The 18455-nt window shown below is 70.1% G+C and carries 22 protein-coding genes; 9 read left to right on the top strand and 13 right to left on the bottom strand.

Annotated features, from left to right (window positions below):
- Positions 1-732 carry an archaeal proteasome endopeptidase complex subunit beta gene (gene psmB, locus LT971_RS13420; RefSeq protein WP_237007449.1) on the bottom strand — a complete coding sequence of 244 codons (732 nt, stop codon included), beginning with the start codon at positions 730-732 and terminating at the stop codon, positions 1-3.
- A gap of 97 nt (positions 733-829) precedes the next feature.
- Positions 830-1000 (bottom strand): hypothetical protein, encoded by a 171-nt coding sequence (locus tag LT971_RS13425; RefSeq protein WP_237007450.1) that lies wholly within the window; start codon positions 998-1000, stop codon positions 830-832.
- Between the two features lie 252 nt (positions 1001-1252).
- Between LT971_RS13425 and LT971_RS13430 the strand changes: the two genes are divergently transcribed.
- Positions 1253-1618 (top strand): DUF555 domain-containing protein, encoded by a 366-nt coding sequence (locus LT971_RS13430; protein ID WP_237007451.1) that lies wholly within the window; start codon positions 1253-1255, stop codon positions 1616-1618.
- A gap of 41 nt (positions 1619-1659) precedes the next feature.
- Positions 1660-2199: a CBS domain-containing protein gene (locus tag LT971_RS13435; RefSeq protein ID WP_237007452.1), complete on the top strand. Its 540-nt coding sequence runs from the start codon at positions 1660-1662 to the stop codon at positions 2197-2199.
- Between the two features lie 26 nt (positions 2200-2225).
- On the opposite strand, the gene purM is transcribed toward LT971_RS13435, so the two are convergent.
- From purM to LT971_RS13450, 3 genes are read right to left on the bottom strand one after another with little or no spacing between them, the layout of a single operon-like run.
- Positions 2226-3239: a phosphoribosylformylglycinamidine cyclo-ligase gene (purM, locus tag LT971_RS13440; RefSeq protein WP_237007453.1), complete on the bottom strand. Its 1014-nt coding sequence runs from the start codon at positions 3237-3239 to the stop codon at positions 2226-2228.
- A 57-nt stretch (positions 3240-3296) separates the two neighbouring features.
- On the bottom strand, positions 3297-3893 hold the full coding sequence (locus LT971_RS13445; protein WP_237007454.1) for a zinc metalloprotease: 597 nt from the start codon (positions 3891-3893) through the stop codon (positions 3297-3299).
- The gene (locus LT971_RS13450) at positions 3890-5401 is read right to left on the bottom strand and encodes a TraB/GumN family protein (RefSeq protein ID WP_237007455.1); all 1512 of its coding nucleotides are present in this window, start codon (positions 5399-5401) and stop codon (positions 3890-3892) included. The genes LT971_RS13445 and LT971_RS13450 overlap by 4 nt, the downstream gene beginning before the upstream one ends.
- A gap of 119 nt (positions 5402-5520) precedes the next feature.
- On the opposite strand from LT971_RS13450, the gene LT971_RS13455 reads away from it, so the two are divergent.
- Positions 5521-5985 carry an acyl-CoA thioesterase gene (locus tag LT971_RS13455; RefSeq protein WP_237007456.1) on the top strand — a complete coding sequence of 155 codons (465 nt, stop codon included), beginning with the start codon at positions 5521-5523 and terminating at the stop codon, positions 5983-5985.
- A gap of 51 nt (positions 5986-6036) precedes the next feature.
- On the opposite strand, the gene gatA is transcribed toward LT971_RS13455, so the two are convergent.
- Both gatA and gatC read right to left on the bottom strand, forming a co-directional pair.
- Positions 6037-7308: an Asp-tRNA(Asn)/Glu-tRNA(Gln) amidotransferase subunit GatA gene (gatA, locus tag LT971_RS13460; RefSeq protein ID WP_237007457.1), complete on the bottom strand. Its 1272-nt coding sequence runs from the start codon at positions 7306-7308 to the stop codon at positions 6037-6039.
- Positions 7308-7583: an Asp-tRNA(Asn)/Glu-tRNA(Gln) amidotransferase subunit GatC gene (gatC, locus tag LT971_RS13465; protein ID WP_237007458.1), complete on the bottom strand. Its 276-nt coding sequence runs from the start codon at positions 7581-7583 to the stop codon at positions 7308-7310. The genes gatA and gatC overlap by 1 nt, the downstream gene beginning before the upstream one ends.
- A gap of 132 nt (positions 7584-7715) precedes the next feature.
- Here gatC and LT971_RS13470 point away from each other — a divergent pair, with 132 nt between their 5' ends.
- Together LT971_RS13470 and LT971_RS13475 are read left to right on the top strand one after the other, a co-directional pair.
- Entirely contained in the window at positions 7716-8735 is a 1020-nt protein-coding gene (locus LT971_RS13470) for a transcription initiation factor IIB (RefSeq protein ID WP_425293282.1), read from the top strand.
- Positions 8736-8767: 32 nt separating this feature from the next.
- The gene (locus LT971_RS13475) at positions 8768-9241 is read left to right on the top strand and encodes an NUDIX hydrolase (RefSeq protein ID WP_237007460.1); all 474 of its coding nucleotides are present in this window, start codon (positions 8768-8770) and stop codon (positions 9239-9241) included.
- 22 nt (positions 9242-9263) lie between these two features.
- Here LT971_RS13475 and LT971_RS13480 read toward each other — a convergent pair whose 3' ends face one another.
- From LT971_RS13480 to LT971_RS13490, 3 genes are read right to left on the bottom strand one after another with little or no spacing between them, the layout of a single operon-like run.
- Positions 9264-10049, bottom strand: a complete 786-nt coding sequence (locus LT971_RS13480) for an SDR family oxidoreductase (RefSeq protein ID WP_237007461.1) — start codon at positions 10047-10049, stop codon at positions 9264-9266.
- A gap of 58 nt (positions 10050-10107) precedes the next feature.
- Positions 10108-11208: an asparagine synthase C-terminal domain-containing protein gene (locus LT971_RS13485; RefSeq protein WP_237007462.1), complete on the bottom strand. Its 1101-nt coding sequence runs from the start codon at positions 11206-11208 to the stop codon at positions 10108-10110.
- Positions 11209-11210: 2 nt separating this feature from the next.
- Positions 11211-11894, bottom strand: a complete 684-nt coding sequence (locus LT971_RS13490; RefSeq protein WP_237007463.1) for a PHP domain-containing protein — start codon at positions 11892-11894, stop codon at positions 11211-11213.
- Positions 11895-12009: 115 nt separating this feature from the next.
- Here LT971_RS13490 and purL point away from each other — a divergent pair, with 115 nt between their 5' ends.
- The gene (gene purL / locus LT971_RS13495; RefSeq protein ID WP_237007464.1) at positions 12010-14115 is read left to right on the top strand and encodes a phosphoribosylformylglycinamidine synthase subunit PurL; all 2106 of its coding nucleotides are present in this window, start codon (positions 12010-12012) and stop codon (positions 14113-14115) included.
- Positions 14116-14193: 78 nt separating this feature from the next.
- Here the strand turns inward: purL and LT971_RS13500 are convergent, their stop codons facing one another.
- Entirely contained in the window at positions 14194-14340 is a 147-nt protein-coding gene (locus LT971_RS13500; RefSeq protein WP_237007465.1) for a DUF7550 family protein, read from the bottom strand.
- 44 nt (positions 14341-14384) lie between these two features.
- Positions 14385-14831 carry a universal stress protein gene (locus LT971_RS13505; RefSeq protein ID WP_237007466.1) on the bottom strand — a complete coding sequence of 149 codons (447 nt, stop codon included), beginning with the start codon at positions 14829-14831 and terminating at the stop codon, positions 14385-14387.
- 130 nt (positions 14832-14961) lie between these two features.
- On the opposite strand from LT971_RS13505, the gene hisF reads away from it, so the two are divergent.
- Together hisF and LT971_RS13515 are read left to right on the top strand one after the other, a co-directional pair.
- Positions 14962-15774 carry an imidazole glycerol phosphate synthase subunit HisF gene (gene hisF / locus LT971_RS13510; RefSeq protein ID WP_237007467.1) on the top strand — a complete coding sequence of 271 codons (813 nt, stop codon included), beginning with the start codon at positions 14962-14964 and terminating at the stop codon, positions 15772-15774.
- Between the two features lie 107 nt (positions 15775-15881).
- Positions 15882-16286, top strand: a complete 405-nt coding sequence (locus LT971_RS13515; protein WP_237007468.1) for a hypothetical protein — start codon at positions 15882-15884, stop codon at positions 16284-16286.
- Here the strand turns inward: LT971_RS13515 and LT971_RS13520 are convergent.
- A complete protein-coding gene (locus tag LT971_RS13520; RefSeq protein WP_237007469.1) occupies positions 16283-16567 on the bottom strand; it encodes a DNA-directed RNA polymerase subunit L in 285 nt (94 codons plus the stop codon). The two genes, LT971_RS13515 and LT971_RS13520, sit on opposite strands and share 4 nt — an antisense overlap.
- A gap of 116 nt (positions 16568-16683) precedes the next feature.
- On the opposite strand from LT971_RS13520, the gene LT971_RS13525 reads away from it, so the two are divergent.
- Complete coding sequence (locus LT971_RS13525) at positions 16684-18453, top strand: rhomboid family intramembrane serine protease (protein WP_237007470.1); 1770 nt, start codon at positions 16684-16686, stop codon at positions 18451-18453.
- The last annotated feature ends 2 nt before the right edge of the window (positions 18454-18455 follow it).

An 18455-nucleotide genomic window follows, 5' to 3' on the forward strand; every position in this document is an offset into this window, starting at 1 on the left:
CTACAGCAGGTCGTCGAACTCCTTGTGGCCGACCGTGTCGACGCCGTCTGCGGTGATCTTCGTGATGTGGATGCCGTTACCGGAGGCGGTGTCGCGCTCGCTGGCGGACTTCACGGCGCGCGCGGCGACCTGCTGGGCCTCGTCCATTGTCAGGTCGTCGCTGTACTCCTGCTCGAGGACACCGAGCGCGTACGGCATCCCGGAGCCCTGTGCGGTGTACTTGTCGGAGAGCGAGCTGCCCGAGGGGTCGAGACTGAAGACGTGGGCGCCGTCCTCGTCGACGCCGCCGAGGATGGGGACGACGACGAAGAACGGGCCGCCACGGAGGAGGTTCGACGCCATCGTCGACAGCGCGTCGATGGACATGTACTCGCCGCGGCGGGCCTCGTAGAGGTTCGCCTCGGCGCGCAGCGAGCGGATGAAGCTCTGGGAGCCGCCGACGGAGCCGGAGATGGAGAGGGCGGCGTTGGGCTGGATCTCCTCGACTTTCTGGACGTTCTTGTTGGAGACGACGCGGCCGCCGAGGCTGGCGCGCATGTCGGAGGCCATCAGGACGCCGTCCTCGGTGGTGAGGCCGACGATGGTGGTGCCGGTCTTGTTGACCTTGTCCGAGTCGGCGGCGGTTCGGTCGCCGTCGGGCAGCGAGCCGACCTCCGGCTCGTAGGGGTTCGGCGTGTCGTCGAGCCGCGCCCGATTGCGGGCGAAGTCAGAGCCGTCGTTCGGGTTGAACATTACCAGTCGATACCAGTCCGGGACTGATAAAAGCATCTCTTCCGGGGATTCCCCGGCCGTCCGAAACCTCCGGATATACGCCGTCTACGCGGTGCTCTCAGGCGGCTGCGGCCTCGTAGGCTTCGGTGGCTCCCTCGACGAGCCGCCCGACCGGCAGGGTGACGCCAGCGCGGGCGGCGAGCAGCGCGAGCGGCATCGCGAGGATGCCGACGACGAGCGTGGACTGGTAGAGCGCGAGCAGTCCGAACCGGGTGACGCGTTCCAGCATCGATGGCAGCCACTCAGCACACGACCCTTGATATACTTACCGGCCGAGAGTGTCCGTCGAAGTCGGAGCTGTCGTGCGATTGTGTGATCTGGGGGAGGGGTCCCGCTGTCTCGCCTCGCTGACCGGCTGATTGACGTAGGCACGGGATTGGTGTGAGGACACGTTCGCGTACGTTACGAGAATAATCCGGGTCACGTCCGCCGAGCGCCCCGAACCACAAAGCACGACTTGCCACGCCACATTCGTCCCTACATGAGCAACTACGTCGTTGCGATGGAAGCCGCGTGGCTGGTCCGTGACGTCGAGAACTCCGACGACGCCATCGGCGTCGCCGTGAGCGAAGCCGGCAAGCGACTGAACGACCAGGACCTCGACTACGTCGAGGTGGAGGCCGGTGTCACGGGCTGCCCCGCCTGCGGGGAGCCGCTGGACGCCGCGTTCCTGGCGGCCGAGACCGCCCTCGTGGGACTGGTGCTGGAGCTGACCGTGTTCAACGCCGACAGCGAGGAGCACGCCCAGCGCATCGCGAAGAGCGAGGTCGGCGGCGCGCTCCGTGACGTCCCCCTCGAGGTCATCGAGGTCATCGAGGAGGACGCCGAGCCGGAGGAGGACGCCTAGACCCCCGAAGCTTTATTAATAACTCTCGGTTATCGGGGCGTATGCACCTGCCGACGCCCCAGGACCTCCGCGAACGGCGAACCAGCCTGGACCTCACCCAGAGCGAACTCGCCAGCCGCGCGGACGTCTCGCAGCCGCTCATCGCCCGCATCGAGGGCGGCGACGTCGACCCCCGGCTCTCGACGCTCCGCCGAATCGTCGAGGCCCTCGAGGAAGCCGAGGGCGACGTCGTGCGCGCCGAGACCCTGATGCACGAGGAAGTCATCAGCGTCTCGCCCGACGACGCCGTCCACGACGCCGTCCAGAAGATGCAGGAGGCGGGCTACTCCCAGCTGCCAGTCATCTCCAGTGGCGTCCCCGTCGGCTCCATCAGCGACAGCGACGTCGTCCACGCCGGCGAGGACGTCGGCGACCACGCCGTCCGCGAGGTCATGAGCGAGAGCTTCCCGACCGTCTCCGCGGACGCCACGCTCGACGAGATTTCGAGCCTGCTGGACCACTACAAGGCCGTGATGGTGACCGAAGACGGCGAGACCGTCGGCATCATCACGCAGGCCGACGTCGCCGCCCGGCTCAGCTGAGCGGGACGCCGAACTGGCCGGGTCGGTTACAGCGACAGCCCGCGAACCGCGACGCTCTCGCCCTCCTCGACGTGTCCGATGACTTCCCCGTCCGTCTCGCTCACCAGCGACTCGGCAGCAGGCTCCGGGAGTGCGACGACGAACCCGGTGCCCATGTTGAACGTTCGGTGCATCTCCTCGTCGCCGACGCCGCCGGCGTCCTGTACGTACTCGAACACCGCCTGAGCGGGCAGCGGGTCCGAAATCTCGTAGTGGAACTCGCCCATCCGTTCCAGGTTCGTCCAGCCGCCGCCCGTGACGTGCGCGGCTGCGTGGACGCCGTGCTCGCGGAAGTCTTCGAGCAAGTGCGTGTAGATGCGGGTCGGTTCGAGGAGCGCCTCGCCGACCGTCTCGTAGCCCTCGTAGGGATACGGCTCGTCGTAGCCGCCCTCCCGGGTCGCCGCCTCGCGGGCGAGCGTGAGGCCGTTCGAGTGGATGCCCGAGGAGGGGAAGCCGACGAGCGCGTCGCCCGCCTCGGCTTCGCCGGGGAACAGGTCGGCCTCGGTGGCGAGGCCGGCGACGGTACCGGCGATGTCGAAGCCCTTCACGACTTCCGGCATCACCGCGGTCTCGCCGCCGACGAGCGCGACGCCCGCCTCTTCTGCGCCCGCTGCGAGTCCCTCGCCGAGCTCGGCCTCCCGGCGTTCGCTCGGCTCGTCGACGGCGAGGTAGTCCACGAACGCCGCCGGTTCGACGCCCGCCGCGACGAGGTCGTTGACGTTCATCGCGATGCAGTCGATGCCCACCGTCGAGTAGTCGTCGACGGCCTCTGCGACGAGCAGCTTCGTCCCCACGCCGTCCGTGGCGAGCGCGAGGTACTGGTCGCCGAGGTCTACCAGCCCGGCGTACTCGGTGGTGTCGGCCTGCTCGGAGACGGCGCCGACCAGCGCCGCAGTCGCCGCCTCGCTGTCCTCGATGTCGACGCCTGCTTCGGCGTACGTCAGTCCCTCCTCGTCCTGTTCGGTGTCGTCGTCGTCGCCGGCCGCCTCGCCGCCAGTCATACACGGACGTGTGTAACTCGGGGCGTTAAGCGTGCCGGTCTGTGCGAGTCGGTCCAACTACCCGAGCACGCCGAAGAAGAACAGCACCGCCGGGCCGATGGTGACGGCGGCGGCCAGCGCGTACGCCACCGGACTCCAGTCCAGCACCGTCGCGCCGTCCAGCGGCCCGAACGGGATCATGTTGAACCCCGCCAGCAGGACGTTGATGAACAGCCCCCGGGAGCCGATGTCGGGCGCGACCGGCAGCAGCGCCAGCGACACGACTGCGAGGGCGACGTTCGTCAGCGGCCCGGCGACGGCGATGAGGCCGTTCTCTCTCGGCGTGATTCGGCCGCGGTGGTGGACAGCGCCCGGCGCCGCGAACAGGAACCCCGCGAGCCCACCGGCGACGGCCAGCCCCAGCATCCCGTAGTCCGCGCGGAACTCGGCGTCCTGCCCGAACCGCACCGCCACGACCTTGTGCGCGAGCTCGTGCAGGAGGAACGCCACGCCGACGGTCGCCAGACTCAGCAGGAACTCCCGCGCGAAGAAGTCGCTGGCGAGCACGTCGGTCATCGTCGTCGGCGACACCGGCACCCGGAACAGCGCGAACGCCACCCCGAGCAGGAGCCACGCCGCGACGAGGTCGCGGAGCTCTCGGCGAGAGACGTTCACCGTACCAGCCCCCAGAGCGCCTCGGCGCTGTTCTCGGCGCCCCGGACCATCGCGTCGGAGACCGCACCCACCGAGTCGAACGGTCCGCCGATGAGCGGGAGGACGACGAACGGGAACAGCAGCGTCGCCACGGTGCTGCCGATGTTCGTCATCGCGACCACCGCGATGAGCCGGAACAGCGGCACGTCCAGCATGTCCGAGACGATGTCACGGATGGGGCGGGTCTCGTCGTCGAGCAGGTCGTTCAGCGTGGAGATGTCGGCCACCCGCACCGAGAGGTAGCGGAGTTCGACGTAGCCGGCGAACCAGCCCGGCGCCAGCAGCGGATTGATGGAGGTCAGCCACGCGACGGCGCCGCCGACGCTCGCGGACGTCCAGTGTGCGCCGGCGAGCTTCGCCGTCACGAGAGAGATTACGCCGTTGAACAGGAACCACGCGCCGAACACCTGCAGGAGAATCGTGTTGTCGACGCCCGCCATCACGAGCAAGACGAAGAACGCGAGGAAGCCAACCGTCAGCAGGAAGCCGAAGGCCTTGAAGACCCACGACCCGCCGGACTCGCGGCCGGTCAGCGACTCCATCGGCGGCAGCTCTCCGGGGTGGGCGAGGTAGTGCTCGATGCCCTCGCGGTGGCCGGCGCCGACGACCGCGACGACGTGCTTGCCCTGTGCGCGCAGCGCGACCAGATTGTGCGCGATGAAGGCGTCCCGCTCGTCGATGAGGGCCTCGGCGCCCCCGGGACTGAACCGCCGGAACTCTTCCATCATCGCCGAGACGACGTCGGTGTCGGTGAGTTCGTCCATCGAGAACTCCTCGACGTCCTCCTCGGGGGCGGCTCGCGCGAACACCACGACGAAGACCGCGCCGAGCACGAGCCCACCGGCGATAGCGAACATCCCGACTTCGGCGAGCGCGGTGAGCAGGCCGGCGACGCCGCCGAGCACGCCTGCTCCACCCGGGACAGCCGGCAGGAGGTACGGGCCGCCCAGCAACTGCGCGACGACGCCGACCAGCCCGCCGACGAGTCCGCCGACGGCGAGCCCGAGCGTGCGGCTGTCCGTGACGCCGAGCGCGAGTTCGCCGACCATCCGGAGCTTCTCGGCGCCGGACATCCGGGCCCAGAACCGCTGGATCGTCACCTGGATGTCGCGGTCCACGAGCGCCACCTCCGACCCGGCGGCCTCGGCGGCGTCGACGGCCGCCTGCATGTCGGCGCCCGGTTCGATGCCGAACTTCTCGCCGAGGCGTTTCTGGACGTACGACAGCAGCCAGTACGCCAGGAACTGGAACGCCATACTCCCCTTCAGGAGGTCTTTCGCGTCGAGGTCCTCGGGGGCGTCGCCCTGCATCTGGCGGAACCGTCCCTCGTCCAGCTCGACGGCGACCGTGTCGGGCTGCTCCTCTGCGACGACGCGCTCGACCTCCTCGACGCTGTCCGAGGAGACGTGCGCCGTGCCGACGACCCGCACCGACCCCTCGCGGTCGGTCGACGCGGCTTCCTCACTCATTACCTAGCGGGTGCGGAGGACCGGCCTTACGCCTGTCGATACCCCCGAGGTCGGGGAGCCGTCCCCGGCAGTCGGCTGGTGTCGCAAGCTTTCAATCCCCGGACGGGCAAGGAACGCGTATGGCTGACTCCGCCCGGCTGATGGACTCGTACACGGAGATGACCGAGATGCTGCTGCCCAACGACACGAACAACCTCGGGCGGGCGCTGGGGGGCGCCGTCCTCCACTGGATGGACATCTGTGCGGCCATCGCGTCGATGCGGTTCGCCGGCAACCAGGTCGTGACGGCGTCGATGGACCACGTCGACTTCATCAGCCCCATCGAGATGGGCGAGGTCGCCGTCGTCGAGGCCTACGTCTTCGACACCGGCTCCACGAGCATCGACGTCAAAGTCGACGTGCGCGCAGAGGACCCCCGTGAGGGCACGGAGCGCAAGACGACGGAGTCCTTCTTCACGTTCGTCGCGCTCGACGAGGACGGAAAGCCGACCGACGTGCCGGACCTCGTCTGCGAGTCAGAGGCAGAGGAGGGGCTGCAGACCGCAGCGGTCGAAGCCCGACAGGAACAGGCGCGACAGAACTGAACGTCGGGACTGCGTTCGAGGTGCCGGCCGGGGCGTGTTCGCGCCGAGCGGCTACGCTTCGACTGCGGCGGCGGCGTTGACGATGGTCTCCTCGCCGAACTTCGGGCCGACGAGCTGGAGGCCGACCGGGAGGCCGTCGGCTTCGCCGGCGGGCACCGAGATGGCGGGGAGGTTCGCGAGGTTCACCGGAGTCGTGTTCGCGTCCGCGAGGTACATCTGGACGGGGTCGTCGAGGCTCTCGCCGAGCTCCGGCGGGAGCACGGGCATCGTCGGCGACGCCACGACGTCGACGTCCTCGAACACCTCGTCGAAGTCCTGTTTCACCCACGCGCGGGCCTCCTGTGCCTGCTTGTAGTACTTGTCGTGGTAGCCCGCGGACAGCGCGTACGTGCCGAGCAGGACGCGGCGCTTGACCTCGTCGCCGAAGCCCTCCGAGCGCGACTCGGCGAACGTCTCGTTCCAGTTGCCGTCGAAGCCGCCGGAGTTGCCGTACCGGACGCCGTCGAACCGCGCGAGGTTCGAGGACGCCTCGGACATGGCGATGACGTAGTAGGCGGCGACGGCGTACTCACAGGACGGCAACTCGACGTCGACGGTCTCGGCGCCCTGCGCGCGGAGGTCGTCGAGGGCCGCCTCGAAGCGGTCGACGACGCGCTCGTCTGCGCCGTCGAGGAGTTCGCGGGGGACGCCGACGGTGAGGCCGTCGACGTCGCCCTCGGCGGCACCGGCGTAGTCGGAGTCGGCGCCCTCCGCCCGGGTGGTGCCGTCGTTCTCGTCGGGGCCGGCGATGACGTCCAGCAGCTCGGCGGCCTCCTCGACGGTCGGCGCGATCGGGCCGATCTGTTCGAGACTGTTCGCGTACGCGACGAGGCCGTACCGGGAGACGAGGCCGTAGGTGGGCTTGATGCCGACGACGCCGCAGAACGCGGCCGGCGCGCGGACGGAGCCGCCGGTGTCGGAGCCGAGCGCGAGGTCGGCCTCGCCGCCCGCGACAGCCGCGGCGGAGCCCCCCGAGGAGCCGCCGGGGACGTGGTCCTCGTCGACGGGGTTCTTCGTCGGGCCGAAGTACGACGTCTCCGTCGTCGTGCCCATCCCGAACTCGTCCATGTTCGCCTTCCCGACGATGGTCGCGCCGGCGTCGGTCAGCCGCTCGACGACCGTCGCGTCGTACGGCGGCTCGTAGTCTTCGAGCATCCGCGAGCCACACGTGGTCGGGACGCCCTCCGTGGAGATGTTGTCCTTGACGGCCACCGTCTTCCCGTCGAGGACGCCGTCGCCGTCGCCCTCGATGTCCGTCTCGGTGATGAATGCGTTCAGGCTCATTACGAGACGTTCGGCCCCTTGAACTGTCCGTCCTCGGTCTCCTCGGCGTTCTTCAGAGCGGCCGTCTGGGAGAGTGACTCCTCGACCTCGTCGGGCCGCATCACGTTCACCAGGTCCGGCTCGGCGTCGACCTCCGGGACCTCCTCCAGTTGCTCGAAGCGCTCGAGGACGTCCCCGCACTGCTCGGTGAACGCCTCGACCTCGTCGTCGTCGAGGTCGAGGCGCGCGAGGTCCGCGACGTGGCGAATCTCCTCCGCGTCGACGGCGTCAGTCATACGCGACTGGTCGCGCGTGCCGTCGGTAAGCGTTTCGATGGCCGGACCCGACAGCTACCCCGAACACATGTGGTAACATCTGCCAAAGCTCTTTTGGTCGCTCGCGCCCTCGTTTGATACGAACCCGGCGCTGTGTCCGGTCCCGCAGCCCGCCCCACCATGACTGACCAACGCACGACACGGGAAGCGGAGCGAGAATCCGGCGAGGACGAGGAGCAGGAGACGGAGGAGTCCGCCGAGCGAGAGCGCCAGCAGGTGTGTCCGGAGTGCGGCGGCAGCCTCCTCGAAGACGAGGAGCACGGCGAGACGGTGTGTTCGGAGTGCGGTCTCGTCGTCGAGGAAGACGGCATCGACCGCGGCCCCGAGTGGCGCGCCTTCGACTCCCGCGAGCAGGACCAGAAGTCGCGGGTCGGGGCGCCCACGACGAACATGATGCACGACAAGGGGCTGTCGACGAACATCGGCTGGCAGGACAAGGACGCCTACGGCAACAGCCTCTCCGGCCGCCAGCGCCGGAAGATGCAGCGATTGCGGAAGTGGAACGAGCGGTTCCGCACGCGCAACAGCAAAGAGCGCAACCTCAAGCAGGCGCTCGGCGAGATCGAACGCATGGCCTCCGCCCTCGGCCTGCCGGAGAACGTCCGGGAGACGGCGTCGGTCATCTACCGCCGCGCGCTCGGCGAGGACCTCCTGCCCGGCCGCAGCATCGAGGGTGTCGCCACCAGCGCGCTGTACGCGGCCGCCCGGCAGGCGAACACGCCTCGCAGCCTCGACGAGGTCGCGAGCGTCAGCCGCGTCGGCCGCGACGAGATCGCGCGCACCTACCGGTACGTCGCCCGCGAGCTCGAACTCGAGGTCGCGCCCACGGACCCCGCGAGCTACGTGCCGCGGTTCTGCTCGGAGCTGGGGCTCACCGAGGAGGTCGAGCGGCGCTCCCGGGAACTCCTCGGTGCGGCCGCCGACGCCGGCATCACGTCCGGGAAGTCCCCGGTCGGGCTGGCCGCCGCCGCCGTCTACGCCGCCGCACTGCTCGCCAACGAGCGCGTCACCCAGAGCGAGGTCAGCGAGGTCGCGAGTATCAGCGAGGTCACCATCCGGAACCGGTACCACGAGATTCTGGAGGCCGGCGGCGAGACCGGCGTGGAAGCGTAACCACTATTCGCCGCGTCACGCCACCTCCCGGCATGGAGACCACGCGGCACTTCACCGCCACCGTCTACGTCGTCAACGACGGCGCGACAGCCCTCCACGAGCACGGCCGCCTCGGCATCACCATCCCGCCGGGCGGCCACGTCGACCGCGACGAACTCCCCCACGAGGCCGGCAAGCGGGAGGTCGCCGAGGAACTCGGACAGGAGCCCACGCTGCTCGGCACCGCTCCCGAGGTGCCGGCGCCGGACGGCTTCGCGCTGCCGACGCCGCGCTACCAGCTCTGCTACGACATTAACGTCCACGGCGACGGGTCGGTCGGCCACCAGCACATCGACCACGTGTACTTCGCGACTGTCCCTACCCGGGCCGTCGACCCGACCGACGACGAGGCACCGCCCGAGGTCTGGGGCTGGTACACGCCGGACGACCTCCGGGCCGCAGACGACGTCGACCCGGACACCGCGAAAATCGGTATCGAAGCCATCGAAGCAGCCGCCAGCGAGTAGCGCCCGGTGGCGCCGTTGGTTACTAGTTCGTGTTCGTCATCCCCCCGTCCACGGTCAGGCTCTCGCCGTTGACGTAATCACCGGCCGCACTCGCGAGGAACACCGCGGCATCTGCGACGTCCCCGGGGTCGCCGAACCGACGCGACGGGATGTCCTCGAGGTACTCGTCGCCGCTCTCGGTGCCGACGATGGGGACATCGTCCGTCGTCATCGCCGTCTCGATGACGCCGGGGTGGATGGCGTTCACGCGCACCCCCTCCGGGCCGAGTTCGGCCGCCAGCGAGTACGTCAACAGCCGCACGGCGCCCTTCGACGCGCAGTACGTCGCGAACCCGGCCGACCCCTCGAGGCCGGCGACGCTCGAGAGGTTCACGATGGCGCCCCCGTCGCCGTCCTCGACCATGCGCTCGGCGGCGGCCTGCGCGCCGAAGAACGTCCCCTTGACGTTGACGTCCATCAGCCGCGAGAAGTCTGCCTCGGTGGCGTCCAGAAAGCCGCCGCCGCTGAACACCCCGGCGTTGTTCACCATCGTGGTGACGCCGCCGAAGTCGTCGGCTGTCGCGACCGCCGCCGCCGTGTCCGACGGGTCGGTGACGTCGCACTCCACGAAGGCCGCCGACTGGTCGGTCTCGCGCGCCACGAGGTCGACCGTCGACTCGTCCTCGTCGGGGTCGCGGGACTTCCGCTGGAGGTCCGCTACCACGACGTCGGCGCCCGCCTCCGCGGCCGCCAGACTGATTGCTCGTCCGATGCCCGAACTGCCGCCCGTCACGACGGCCGCGCCGCCGTCAAGGTAGTCAGTACCCATGCACAAACATCCGCCAGCCAACACCTTCACTCTACGCGTCGCCGCCCACCACAGCGAGTCAGTCGACGCCGCCGTCGTCCGCGAGTCTGGCTTCGACGTACTGGGTGACGTGGTCGACCATCCGGCGCTTGAACCCCGCCTGCCGGGCGAGCCGGTCGACCTCGCGCGCGACGAGGCTGCCGTACTGGACCGCTTTCTTGTCCCGGTCGGCGACCACGTCGGGGAGCCACGCCCGGGCGGCCTCTCGGAGCGCGCGCTTCCGGGTGTTGCCCGAGACGAGCCACTCACCGGGGAGTTCGAGCGCCGCCCGGACCACGTCGTCGTGCAGCAGCGGCGTGACCGGCTCCACGCCCGCCGCCCGGAGCGCCCGGAGGTCGCGCTCCAGCTGGGCCGGTAGCGACAGCACCGTCTCGCGGCGCGCGCCACGAACGGTGTCGGCGTCTGTTCGCGGGTCCTCGGGCGCTTTCGCGACCTTCGCGTAGCCGCCGAACAACTCGTCGGCGCCCTGCCCGAGCGCGAGGCGGTCGTAGCCGTCCGCGGCCGCCCGTTCCGCGACGAGGTACAGCGGCGAGGCTATCTGGACGTCCATCGCGTTCGTCCGGCCGATAGCCCGCGCGACCTCGGGCACGGCGGCCTCGATGTCGTCGAGGCGCACCTCGTGGACGCGCAGGTCGTCGCTGCGCCCCATCGCGGCCGCCGACTCGCGGGCCGCCTCGATGTCGCTGCTGCCCTCGTAGCCGACGACGTACAGCGGCGCGTCCAGCTTCGCCGCGAGCAGCGCCGAGTCGACGCCCCCGGAGAACGCGACGGCGACGTCGTCGCCGCTCGTCGGGACGCCGTCGAGGGCGCCAGCGACGGCGTTCCGGACCCGTTCGACCGGGTCTCCGAGAACTGGCTCCGGCTCGGGCAGCGACCACACCTGCTGCCCGCCGCCCGTTGCGTCGGCCTCTCGGAGGTGGCCCGCCGGGAGGAGCGTCGGGTCCGAGAGGTCGCCGGGGTCGTGGCTCCACTCGTCGCCGTCGACGTAACAGAGCTCGCGACCGAGCACGTCCCGGGCGAGCCGGCCGTCCGGGAGCGCGCCGGCGAACCCACCGGTGCCGGGGAGGGGGTCGCCGGACTCGACGGCGGCCGCGACCACGTCCGGGGTCGCGTTGCGCATCGTCAGAACAGCTCCGCGATCCGGTTTTTCACGCGCCGCTTCGCGCCGCCCGCGGCCTGCCGGAAGCTGATGTGCCATGGCGTGCGCTTGCCCTCGACGCTCGTCTCACCCGCGCGGATGGCGTCGAGGACGGCTCCGACGCTGTGGTCGTCAGCGCCCACGCGCGTGACCGCCTGCCCCACCATCTCGGCGATGTGCGCGTCGCTCCCGGCGGTCATCGGGAGGTCGTTGCGCTTCGCGAACTTCTCGGCTTTCCGGTTTGCGCGCCCCGTCAACAGCCGCGAGTTGTACACCTCGATGGCGTCCGCCGACGCCAGTTCGGCCCGCGAGATGTTCGGCGCGACGCCGCTGCGCGAGGACTGGAACGGGTGGGGGACGATGGCGATACCGCCGCGGTCGCGGATCTCGGTCAGGGTGTCCGAGAACGGCAGCCCGGCCGGCACCGCGGAGTCGACGCCGATGGCGAGCACGTGGCCGTCCGCGCTCGTCACCTCCATCCCCGGGATGCCGACCAGGCCGTAGTCCTCGGCGAGCTCGGCGGCCCGCAGGCTCGCGTCGATCTCGTCGTGGTCCGTCACCGCGAGCGCGTCGAGCCCCACTGCCTGCGCCTGCTCCAGCAGCATCTCGACGGGGTCCCGGCCGTCGTAGGAGAGTTCGGAGTGCGCGTGGAGTTCGACCGACAGCACGCCCCGAGGTTACAGAGGTGGGGAGAAAAGCGCCTCGGTACCGAACCGCCCGCCGGATAGCCACGAACGTGCACATAGAAACGACTAAACGGCCCGGCGAAAACCAAGAAGATGAATGCCACTCGCCGACTCGGACCGAGAACTGGTCGTGGACGAACTCGGCCGCGACCCGACGCCGGCGGAGGCCGCGCTGTTCGAGAACCTCTGGAGCGAACACTGCGCGTACCGCTCCTCGCGCCCGCTGCTGTCCGCCTTCGACAGCGAGAGCGAGGACGTGGTCGTCGGACCGGGCGACGACGCCGCCGTCGTCCGCGTCCCGGGAACGGACCAGTTGCTGACGTTCGGCGTGGAGAGCCACAACCACCCGAGCTACGTCGACCCCTACGACGGCGCCGCCACCGGGGTCGGCGGCATCGTTCGGGACACGCTCTCGATGGGGGCGTACCCCATCGCGCTCGCTGACTCGCTGTACTTCGGGGAGTTCGACCGCGAGCACTCCCGGTACCTCCTCGAGGGCGTCGTGGAGGGCATCGGCGACTACGGGAACGCCATCGGCGTCCCGACGGTCGCCGGCTCGACGCAGTTCCACGAGGGCTACGAGGGGAACCCGCTCGTGAACGTCGCCTGCGTGGGGCTGCTCACCGAGGACCGCCTCGTCACCGCAGCCGCGAAGGAGCCGGGCAACAAGCTCGTGCTCGTCGGGAACGCGACCGGCCGGGACGGCCTCGGCGGCGCGAGCTTCGCCAGCGAGGACCTCGCAGAGGACGCCGAGACCGAGGACCGGCCGGCTGTCCAGGTCGGCGACCCATACACCGAGAAGCTGCTCATCGAGGCCAGCGAGACGCTGGTCGACCGCGACCTCGTCCTCGCCGCCCGCGACCTCGGTGCGGCCGGGCTCGGCGGGGCGTCCTCCGAGATGGTCGCGCAGGGCGGGCTCGGCGCCCGCATCGACCTCGACGCCGTCCACCAGCGCGAGCCGAACATGAACGCCCTCGAGATTCTGCTCGCGGAGTCACAGGAGCGCATGTGTTACGAGGTCGCGCCCGGCGACGTCGACGCCGTCCGCGAGGTCGCCGAGCGCTTCGACCTCGGCTGCTCGGTCATCGGCGAGGTGACCGAGGGCAACTACGTCTGCGAGTTCGACGGCGAGACGGTCGTCGACGCGCCGGCCGAGTTCCTCGCCGACGGCGCGCCGATGAACGACCTGCCGACCGAGGAGCCGACCCAGCCCGACACCGAGCTTCCGAGCCCGACCCTCGAAACCGCCGTCGACGCCGTCCTGTCCAGTCCGAACGCGGCGAGCAAGGAGTGGGTGTACCGACAGTACGACCACGAGGTCGGCACCCGCACGGTCCAGCGACCCGGCGAGGACGCCGCCGGGCTCGCGCTCCACCAAACAGGTTCCGAAACTGCCATCGCGCTCTCCGCCGGCGCGAACCCGGGCTGGACGGACTGCGCGCCCTACGAGGGCGCCTACGCGACGGCCGTCGAGAACGCGACGAACCTCGCTGCGACCGGCGCCGAACCACTCGCGGCTGTCGACTGCCTGAACGGCGGGAACCCGGAGAAGCACGACGTCTACGGCGGCTTCGCGGCGATGGTCGACGGACTCGCGGACGGCTGCCGGGCCATCGACGCGCCGGTCGTCGGCGGGAACGTCAGCCTCTACAACGACTCCGCCGCCGGCCCCGTGCCGCCGACGCCGACGCTCGCCCTGCTGGGCTACCGCGAGGGCTACGACGCCCCCGGCACCGCCCTCGACGGCGACGAGAACGACCTCGTGCTCGTCGGCGGGCACGCCGACGGCCTCGGCGGTTCGGTCTACCTTCAGGAGCTCGGCGGCAGCGACCAGTTCCCCGCCGTCGACGACTCTGGCGTCGAGGCAGTCCGGAATACCGCCCGCCACGACGCCACGCTGGCCGTCCACGACGTCAGCGACGGCGGCCTCGCGGTCGCGCTCGCCGAGATGGTGACCGAGGAGGCGGGCCTGGACGTAGAAGCTCCGGGACTCCCGGAGCTGTTCTCGGAGTGTCCGGGCCGAGCGGTCGTGGAGACGACCGACGCGGACGCACTCCGGGAGGCCGTCGACGCGCCGGTCGTCGACCTCGGGACGACGACCGACGACGGCGCGCTGTCGGTGTCGGTCGACGGTGAGACCGTGACCCGCGATATCGAGGCGATTCGGGAGCACCGCGCCGTCCTGGAACGCGAACTGGACTGACGAGCGGCTCCAGCAGCTACTGGGACTTCCCGCGCTCGCAGTTGTTCTAGAAGAGAACGAATCGGCGTCGCGTCGCGTTCAGACCAGCACCGGGACGCCGTACGCCACCGCGAGCCCGACGAGGAGCACGACGAAGCCGGTGGTGACCTGCCCCATCGAGAACTCCTGCATTGGTGAGGTGACGCGTCCCTCGTCGCCGTCGTCGTCGCCGTGGTCGCCAGACATACGCGAGCATTCTCGGGCCCCGCACTTGGCAGTATCGAAGCCCGTCAGTCGCCGCGCGCGTCGTCGTGGCGGACGATGTGGACGTCGTAGCGGTCGTCGGCGGAGACGGTCTGCCCGACCGACGCGAGCCCGCCGACGATGCGGCCGGCGTTGTCGCTGCCGACGAACACGACGTCTGCACCGACGTCGACAGCCAGTTCGCGGACGGTTCGGCTCACGCGGCCCCGGGGCGCGTAGGCGTCGACGACCCGGTACTCGAAGCCGGCGTCCGGGTCGACGTCGGTGACAGCCTCGGTGAGGTTCCGGGCCGCCGTCTCGACGTCGAACGTCTCGTCGCCGTCGATCCAGCCTCGCTCGCGAGCCAGCGACGGGTCGCGCTGGATGGCGGTGACGGCGACGACCGCCTGGTCGACGGCCTCGGCGTACTCGACGGCACAGTGTAGTGCCCGCCGCGCGAGCGGCGAGTTGTCGAACGCGACGACGTACGTCATAGCGCCGAATCGTCGGCAAACGAACGTGAACGTTTCGAGATACGGCCGGCGAGACAGCACAGGCCGTCTGCCGAGTGAGGCAACCGGACTCCTTTTCTCGGCGTCGGGCGTACCCTGCCGTAACTGACCGATGACTCTCACCAAGCGCGTCATCCCCTGCATCGACGTCGACCTCGACGACGACGGGAACGCGGCCGTCTACACCGGCGTGAACTTCGAGGACCTCGAGTACACGGGCGACCCAGTCGAGATGGCCAAGCGATACAACGAGGCGGGCGCCGACGAGTTCGTCTTCCTCGACATCACGGCGAGCGCGGAGGGCCGAGAGACGATGCTCGACACCGTCTCGGCGGTCGCCGACGAGGTGTTCATCCCGCTGACGGTCGGCGGCGGCATCCGGGACACCGGGGACATCAAGGAGACGCTGCGGGCCGGCGCTGACAAGGTCTCCATCAACTCCGGCGCCATCGCCGAACCGAGCCTCGTGAACCGGGGCGCGAAGGCGTTCGGCAGCCAGTGCATCGTCATCAGCGTCGACGCGAAACGGCGCTTCGACGAGCAGGGCGAACACTACGAGCAGGTCGACGGGGAGTCCTGCTGGTTCGAGTGCACGGTGAAAGGCGGCCGCGAGGGAACCGGACTCGACGTCGTCGAGTGGGTCCGGGAAGCCGAACGGCGCGGCGCCGGCGAACTGTTCGTGAACTCCATCGACGCCGACGGCACGCAGGAGGGCTACGACCTCCCGCTGACGGCGGCCGTCTGCGAGAACGTCTCCACGCCCGTCATCGCGTCGTCCGGCTGTGGCAGCCCCGACGACATGGGCGAGGCCTACGACGCCGGCGCCGACGCGGCGCTCGCGGCGTCAATCTTCCACTTCGGCGACTACACCATCGAGGAGACGAAAGCCGCCCTCTCCGAGCAGGGCTACCCCATCCGGTCGTAGCACGACCAGGGCCTATCGGGGAAATCTTCGGTTAAACGGCGTTTAACCCGCGTGAGTGACGTTTTACCGTCGAATGACTTATGGTCCGAAGCGTGAACTAGGGAAGTATGTCATACCGCAGTGGGCCCGGTGGGGAGGACCAGCAACCCAGCTCCTGTCCCGCCGACGGCCCCGTCGACCCCGGTCGGTCAGTGGTGGAGGCGGTCGAGTGCAACACTGCGCGGTTCGTCGACCTCTCGGGCGCGTCCGGCGGCGTCACGCCGGTCCACCTCGTCGTCTCCGAGACCGACGGCCAGACGGCGTCGCTCACTCGCACCGACATCCTCGGGCTCCCCGAGCTCCAGAACGGGCTGGCGTTCTTCGGGCCCGGCGTCGACAGCGTGCGCGTACGCACCCGGTCTGACCGCCGGCAGAACGTCCGCGAACACGTGACGGCACTCGCAGAACAGACGTCCCTCGAGGGCTTCGACTTCGGCGGCCGCGAGTTCGCCCTCGAGGTCCAGCTCGGCTAGACCGCGGCCTCGAACGCGTCCGCGAAGTCCCGCAGTTCGTCGCCCGTTCGACCCGCCGCGTCCTGCAGCGCGTCCAGTGGGTCCGTTCCCTCCTCGGTCTTGATGGTGAGCAGGGGCTCCGTCTGGCCACCGGACTGCTCGGGGTTCATGTCGTAGGACGCCGCGGCGACCCCTTCGGTCTCCAGCAGCGCGCCCTTCAGCACGTTCATGAACGTGTGGTTCTCGCCAGCGACCTCGATGGTCAGCTCCTCGTCGCCCTTCTCGATGACCCGCAGATCCATAGGGACGAATTCGCCCGTCCGGCGTTTCAACGTTTCGAACCCCCGACCGGGCCCCGGTCGCGGCGACCCGCTCCCGTGCCGCTGGTTTATTGTCCCGTGGTTCGCAGACGTGTGGTATGCACGTGCCGCCGGTCGCCGTCGTCGCGGCCACGACGCTGGCCGCCGTCCTCCTCGCTGTCGGCGTCCCCCGCCTCCGCCGGCTGCGGTGGGTGAGTGCAGGCGCCGTCGTCGGATTACTCGCCGGGTTCGCGGCCGCAACAGCCATCGGGTCGCTGGGGCCGTGGCGCGCCGTCGCCAACGCCGCCGTCGTCCTCCTCGTCGCCACCGGCGTCGCCGTCTTCACTCGCGGCGACGGCCGCGAGGCACTGCGGGCGGTCCGGTCGCGGCTGCTGTTCGGCGTCCCCTGGGGAACGCTGGTCGTCGTCGCCGTCGTGCTCGCGTTCTACCTGTTCGTGCAGTTCGGCCGAGACGGCCGGCTGCTGGTGGTGCCGTTCGTCTCGTGGTCGTACTTCTACCCGCTGGGCGTGCTGGCGTCCCCGCTCGCGCACGCCGGCCTCGGCCACGTGACCGGGAACCTCATCGGGACGCTCGCGCTCGCGCCGCTGGCCGAGTACGCCTTCTCCCACTACCCGACCGAGCGCGGCGCGTCCTCGTTCGGGTCGTGGCGGTCGAACCCCTACGTCCGGGCGTTCGTCCTGTTCCCGGTCGGCGTGTTAATCGTCGCACAGCTCACCGGGGTGTTCTCGTGGGGCGCAACCATCGGGTTCTCGGGCGTCGTGTTCGCGTTCGCGGGGTTCGCGCTCGTCAAGTACCCGCTGGCGACGGTGGTCGCCGTCACCGGCCGGGACGTCATCTCGGTGCTGTGGCGGACCCTCGGCGACCCCGTGACGTTCGCGTCGGCGTCGCCGTCGTTCGGACCGCCGTGGTGGGCGGGCATCGCCGTCCAGGGCCACCTCTTCGGGTTCCTCGTGGGCGCCGTGCTCTCTGCGGCGCTGCTGGCGCGCCGGAACGAACGCCCGAACGCGGCGCGCGTCTGGATCGGGTCCGTCGTGCTCGCCACCTCGATGTCGCTGTGGGCGGTCTGGTGGTACGGCCAGTCCGCCGAGTACGTCCTGTTCCGCGCGGGCGGCCTGCTGCTCGTGGTGGTGCTGGCCGTCGTGCTCGCGGCGGTGGCCGGCGCCGACGACCGCACGCTCCTCGGCGACCTCACGGGTCGGCAGGCTGCGTCGCTCGCACTCCTGCTGCCGGTGTTCACGATGTGCGTGGTGGCGGTGCCGGTGAACCTCACGACCGTCTCCGACGCCGGCCTGCCGGGCGACCCGGTCGAGGTCGACGGCTACGAGGTCGCGTACGTCGAGAACGTCACGAACGAGCGCGTCGCCGCCGTGAACGTCCCGTACTTCGAGCAGGCGACGGACGTCACCGCCAGCGGGGTGGTCGTCGCCAACCCGGACCGCGGCATGTGGACCGAACAGGTGAGCGCGAGCGAACTGGCGTTCTACGGCGACACCACCGTGACGGTCGGCGGCGTCGGCTGGCGGGAGTCTGTCGGGGTGTCCCGGCAGGGCTGGAACGTCGCCGGCGCGAGCGCCGTCTACAACGTCTACCTCGACCCGCCGGACGGCGACTGGCGCCACGCGTTCGCGTCCGAGAGCGCGACGGCGGACCCGGTCGTGGCCGGCCGACAGGTCAGACTCGACGCCGACGGCGGCGCGTTCGGCGTCTCCGTCGTGCGAAACGACACGGTCCTCGAGACAGTCGGTATCCCCGGCGAGAACGAGACGGCGACGGCGGGCGGGCTGACGTTCGAGCGCAACGGCAGTCGCCTGCTCGCCAGCCACGAGAACACGACGGTGACCGTCGCCAGCGAGGAGTCCTACGAGTAGCC

This window comes from Halobacterium rubrum (assembly GCF_021729015.1).
Taxonomy (GTDB): Archaea; Halobacteriota; Halobacteria; order Halobacteriales; family Halobacteriaceae; genus Halobacterium; species Halobacterium rubrum.

Excerpts from the sequence above, each read along its gene's own strand:
- psmB (WP_237007449.1), bottom strand. The coding sequence starts at position 732 with ATGTTCAACCCGAACGACGGCTCTGACTTCGCCCGCAATCGGGCGCGG.
- purL (WP_237007464.1), top strand. The coding sequence starts at position 12,010 with ATGCCACTCGCCGACTCGGACCGAGAACTGGTCGTGGACGAACTCGGC.
- LT971_RS13520 (WP_237007469.1), bottom strand. The coding sequence starts at position 16,567 with ATGGATCTGCGGGTCATCGAGAAGGGCGACGAGGAGCTGACCATCGAG.
- LT971_RS13435 (WP_237007452.1), top strand. The coding sequence starts at position 1,660 with ATGCACCTGCCGACGCCCCAGGACCTCCGCGAACGGCGAACCAGCCTG.
- hisF (WP_237007467.1), top strand. The coding sequence starts at position 14,962 with ATGACTCTCACCAAGCGCGTCATCCCCTGCATCGACGTCGACCTCGAC.
- LT971_RS13525 (WP_237007470.1), top strand. The coding sequence starts at position 16,684 with ATGCACGTGCCGCCGGTCGCCGTCGTCGCGGCCACGACGCTGGCCGCC.
- purM (WP_237007453.1), bottom strand. The coding sequence starts at position 3,239 with ATGACTGGCGGCGAGGCGGCCGGCGACGACGACGACACCGAACAGGAC.
- LT971_RS13480 (WP_237007461.1), bottom strand. The coding sequence starts at position 10,049 with ATGGGTACTGACTACCTTGACGGCGGCGCGGCCGTCGTGACGGGCGGC.
- LT971_RS13505 (WP_237007466.1), bottom strand. The coding sequence starts at position 14,831 with ATGACGTACGTCGTCGCGTTCGACAACTCGCCGCTCGCGCGGCGGGCA.
- LT971_RS13475 (WP_237007460.1), top strand. The coding sequence starts at position 8,768 with ATGGAGACCACGCGGCACTTCACCGCCACCGTCTACGTCGTCAACGAC.
- LT971_RS13430 (WP_237007451.1), top strand. The coding sequence starts at position 1,253 with ATGAGCAACTACGTCGTTGCGATGGAAGCCGCGTGGCTGGTCCGTGAC.
- LT971_RS13450 (WP_237007455.1), bottom strand. The coding sequence starts at position 5,401 with ATGAGTGAGGAAGCCGCGTCGACCGACCGCGAGGGGTCGGTGCGGGTC.
- LT971_RS13425 (WP_237007450.1), bottom strand. The coding sequence starts at position 1,000 with ATGCTGGAACGCGTCACCCGGTTCGGACTGCTCGCGCTCTACCAGTCC.
- LT971_RS13485 (WP_237007462.1), bottom strand. The coding sequence starts at position 11,208 with ATGCGCAACGCGACCCCGGACGTGGTCGCGGCCGCCGTCGAGTCCGGC.
- LT971_RS13515 (WP_237007468.1), top strand. The coding sequence starts at position 15,882 with ATGTCATACCGCAGTGGGCCCGGTGGGGAGGACCAGCAACCCAGCTCC.
- LT971_RS13500 (WP_237007465.1), bottom strand. The coding sequence starts at position 14,340 with ATGTCTGGCGACCACGGCGACGACGACGGCGACGAGGGACGCGTCACC.
- gatC (WP_237007458.1), bottom strand. The coding sequence starts at position 7,583 with ATGACTGACGCCGTCGACGCGGAGGAGATTCGCCACGTCGCGGACCTC.
- gatA (WP_237007457.1), bottom strand. The coding sequence starts at position 7,308 with ATGAGCCTGAACGCATTCATCACCGAGACGGACATCGAGGGCGACGGC.
- LT971_RS13455 (WP_237007456.1), top strand. The coding sequence starts at position 5,521 with ATGGCTGACTCCGCCCGGCTGATGGACTCGTACACGGAGATGACCGAG.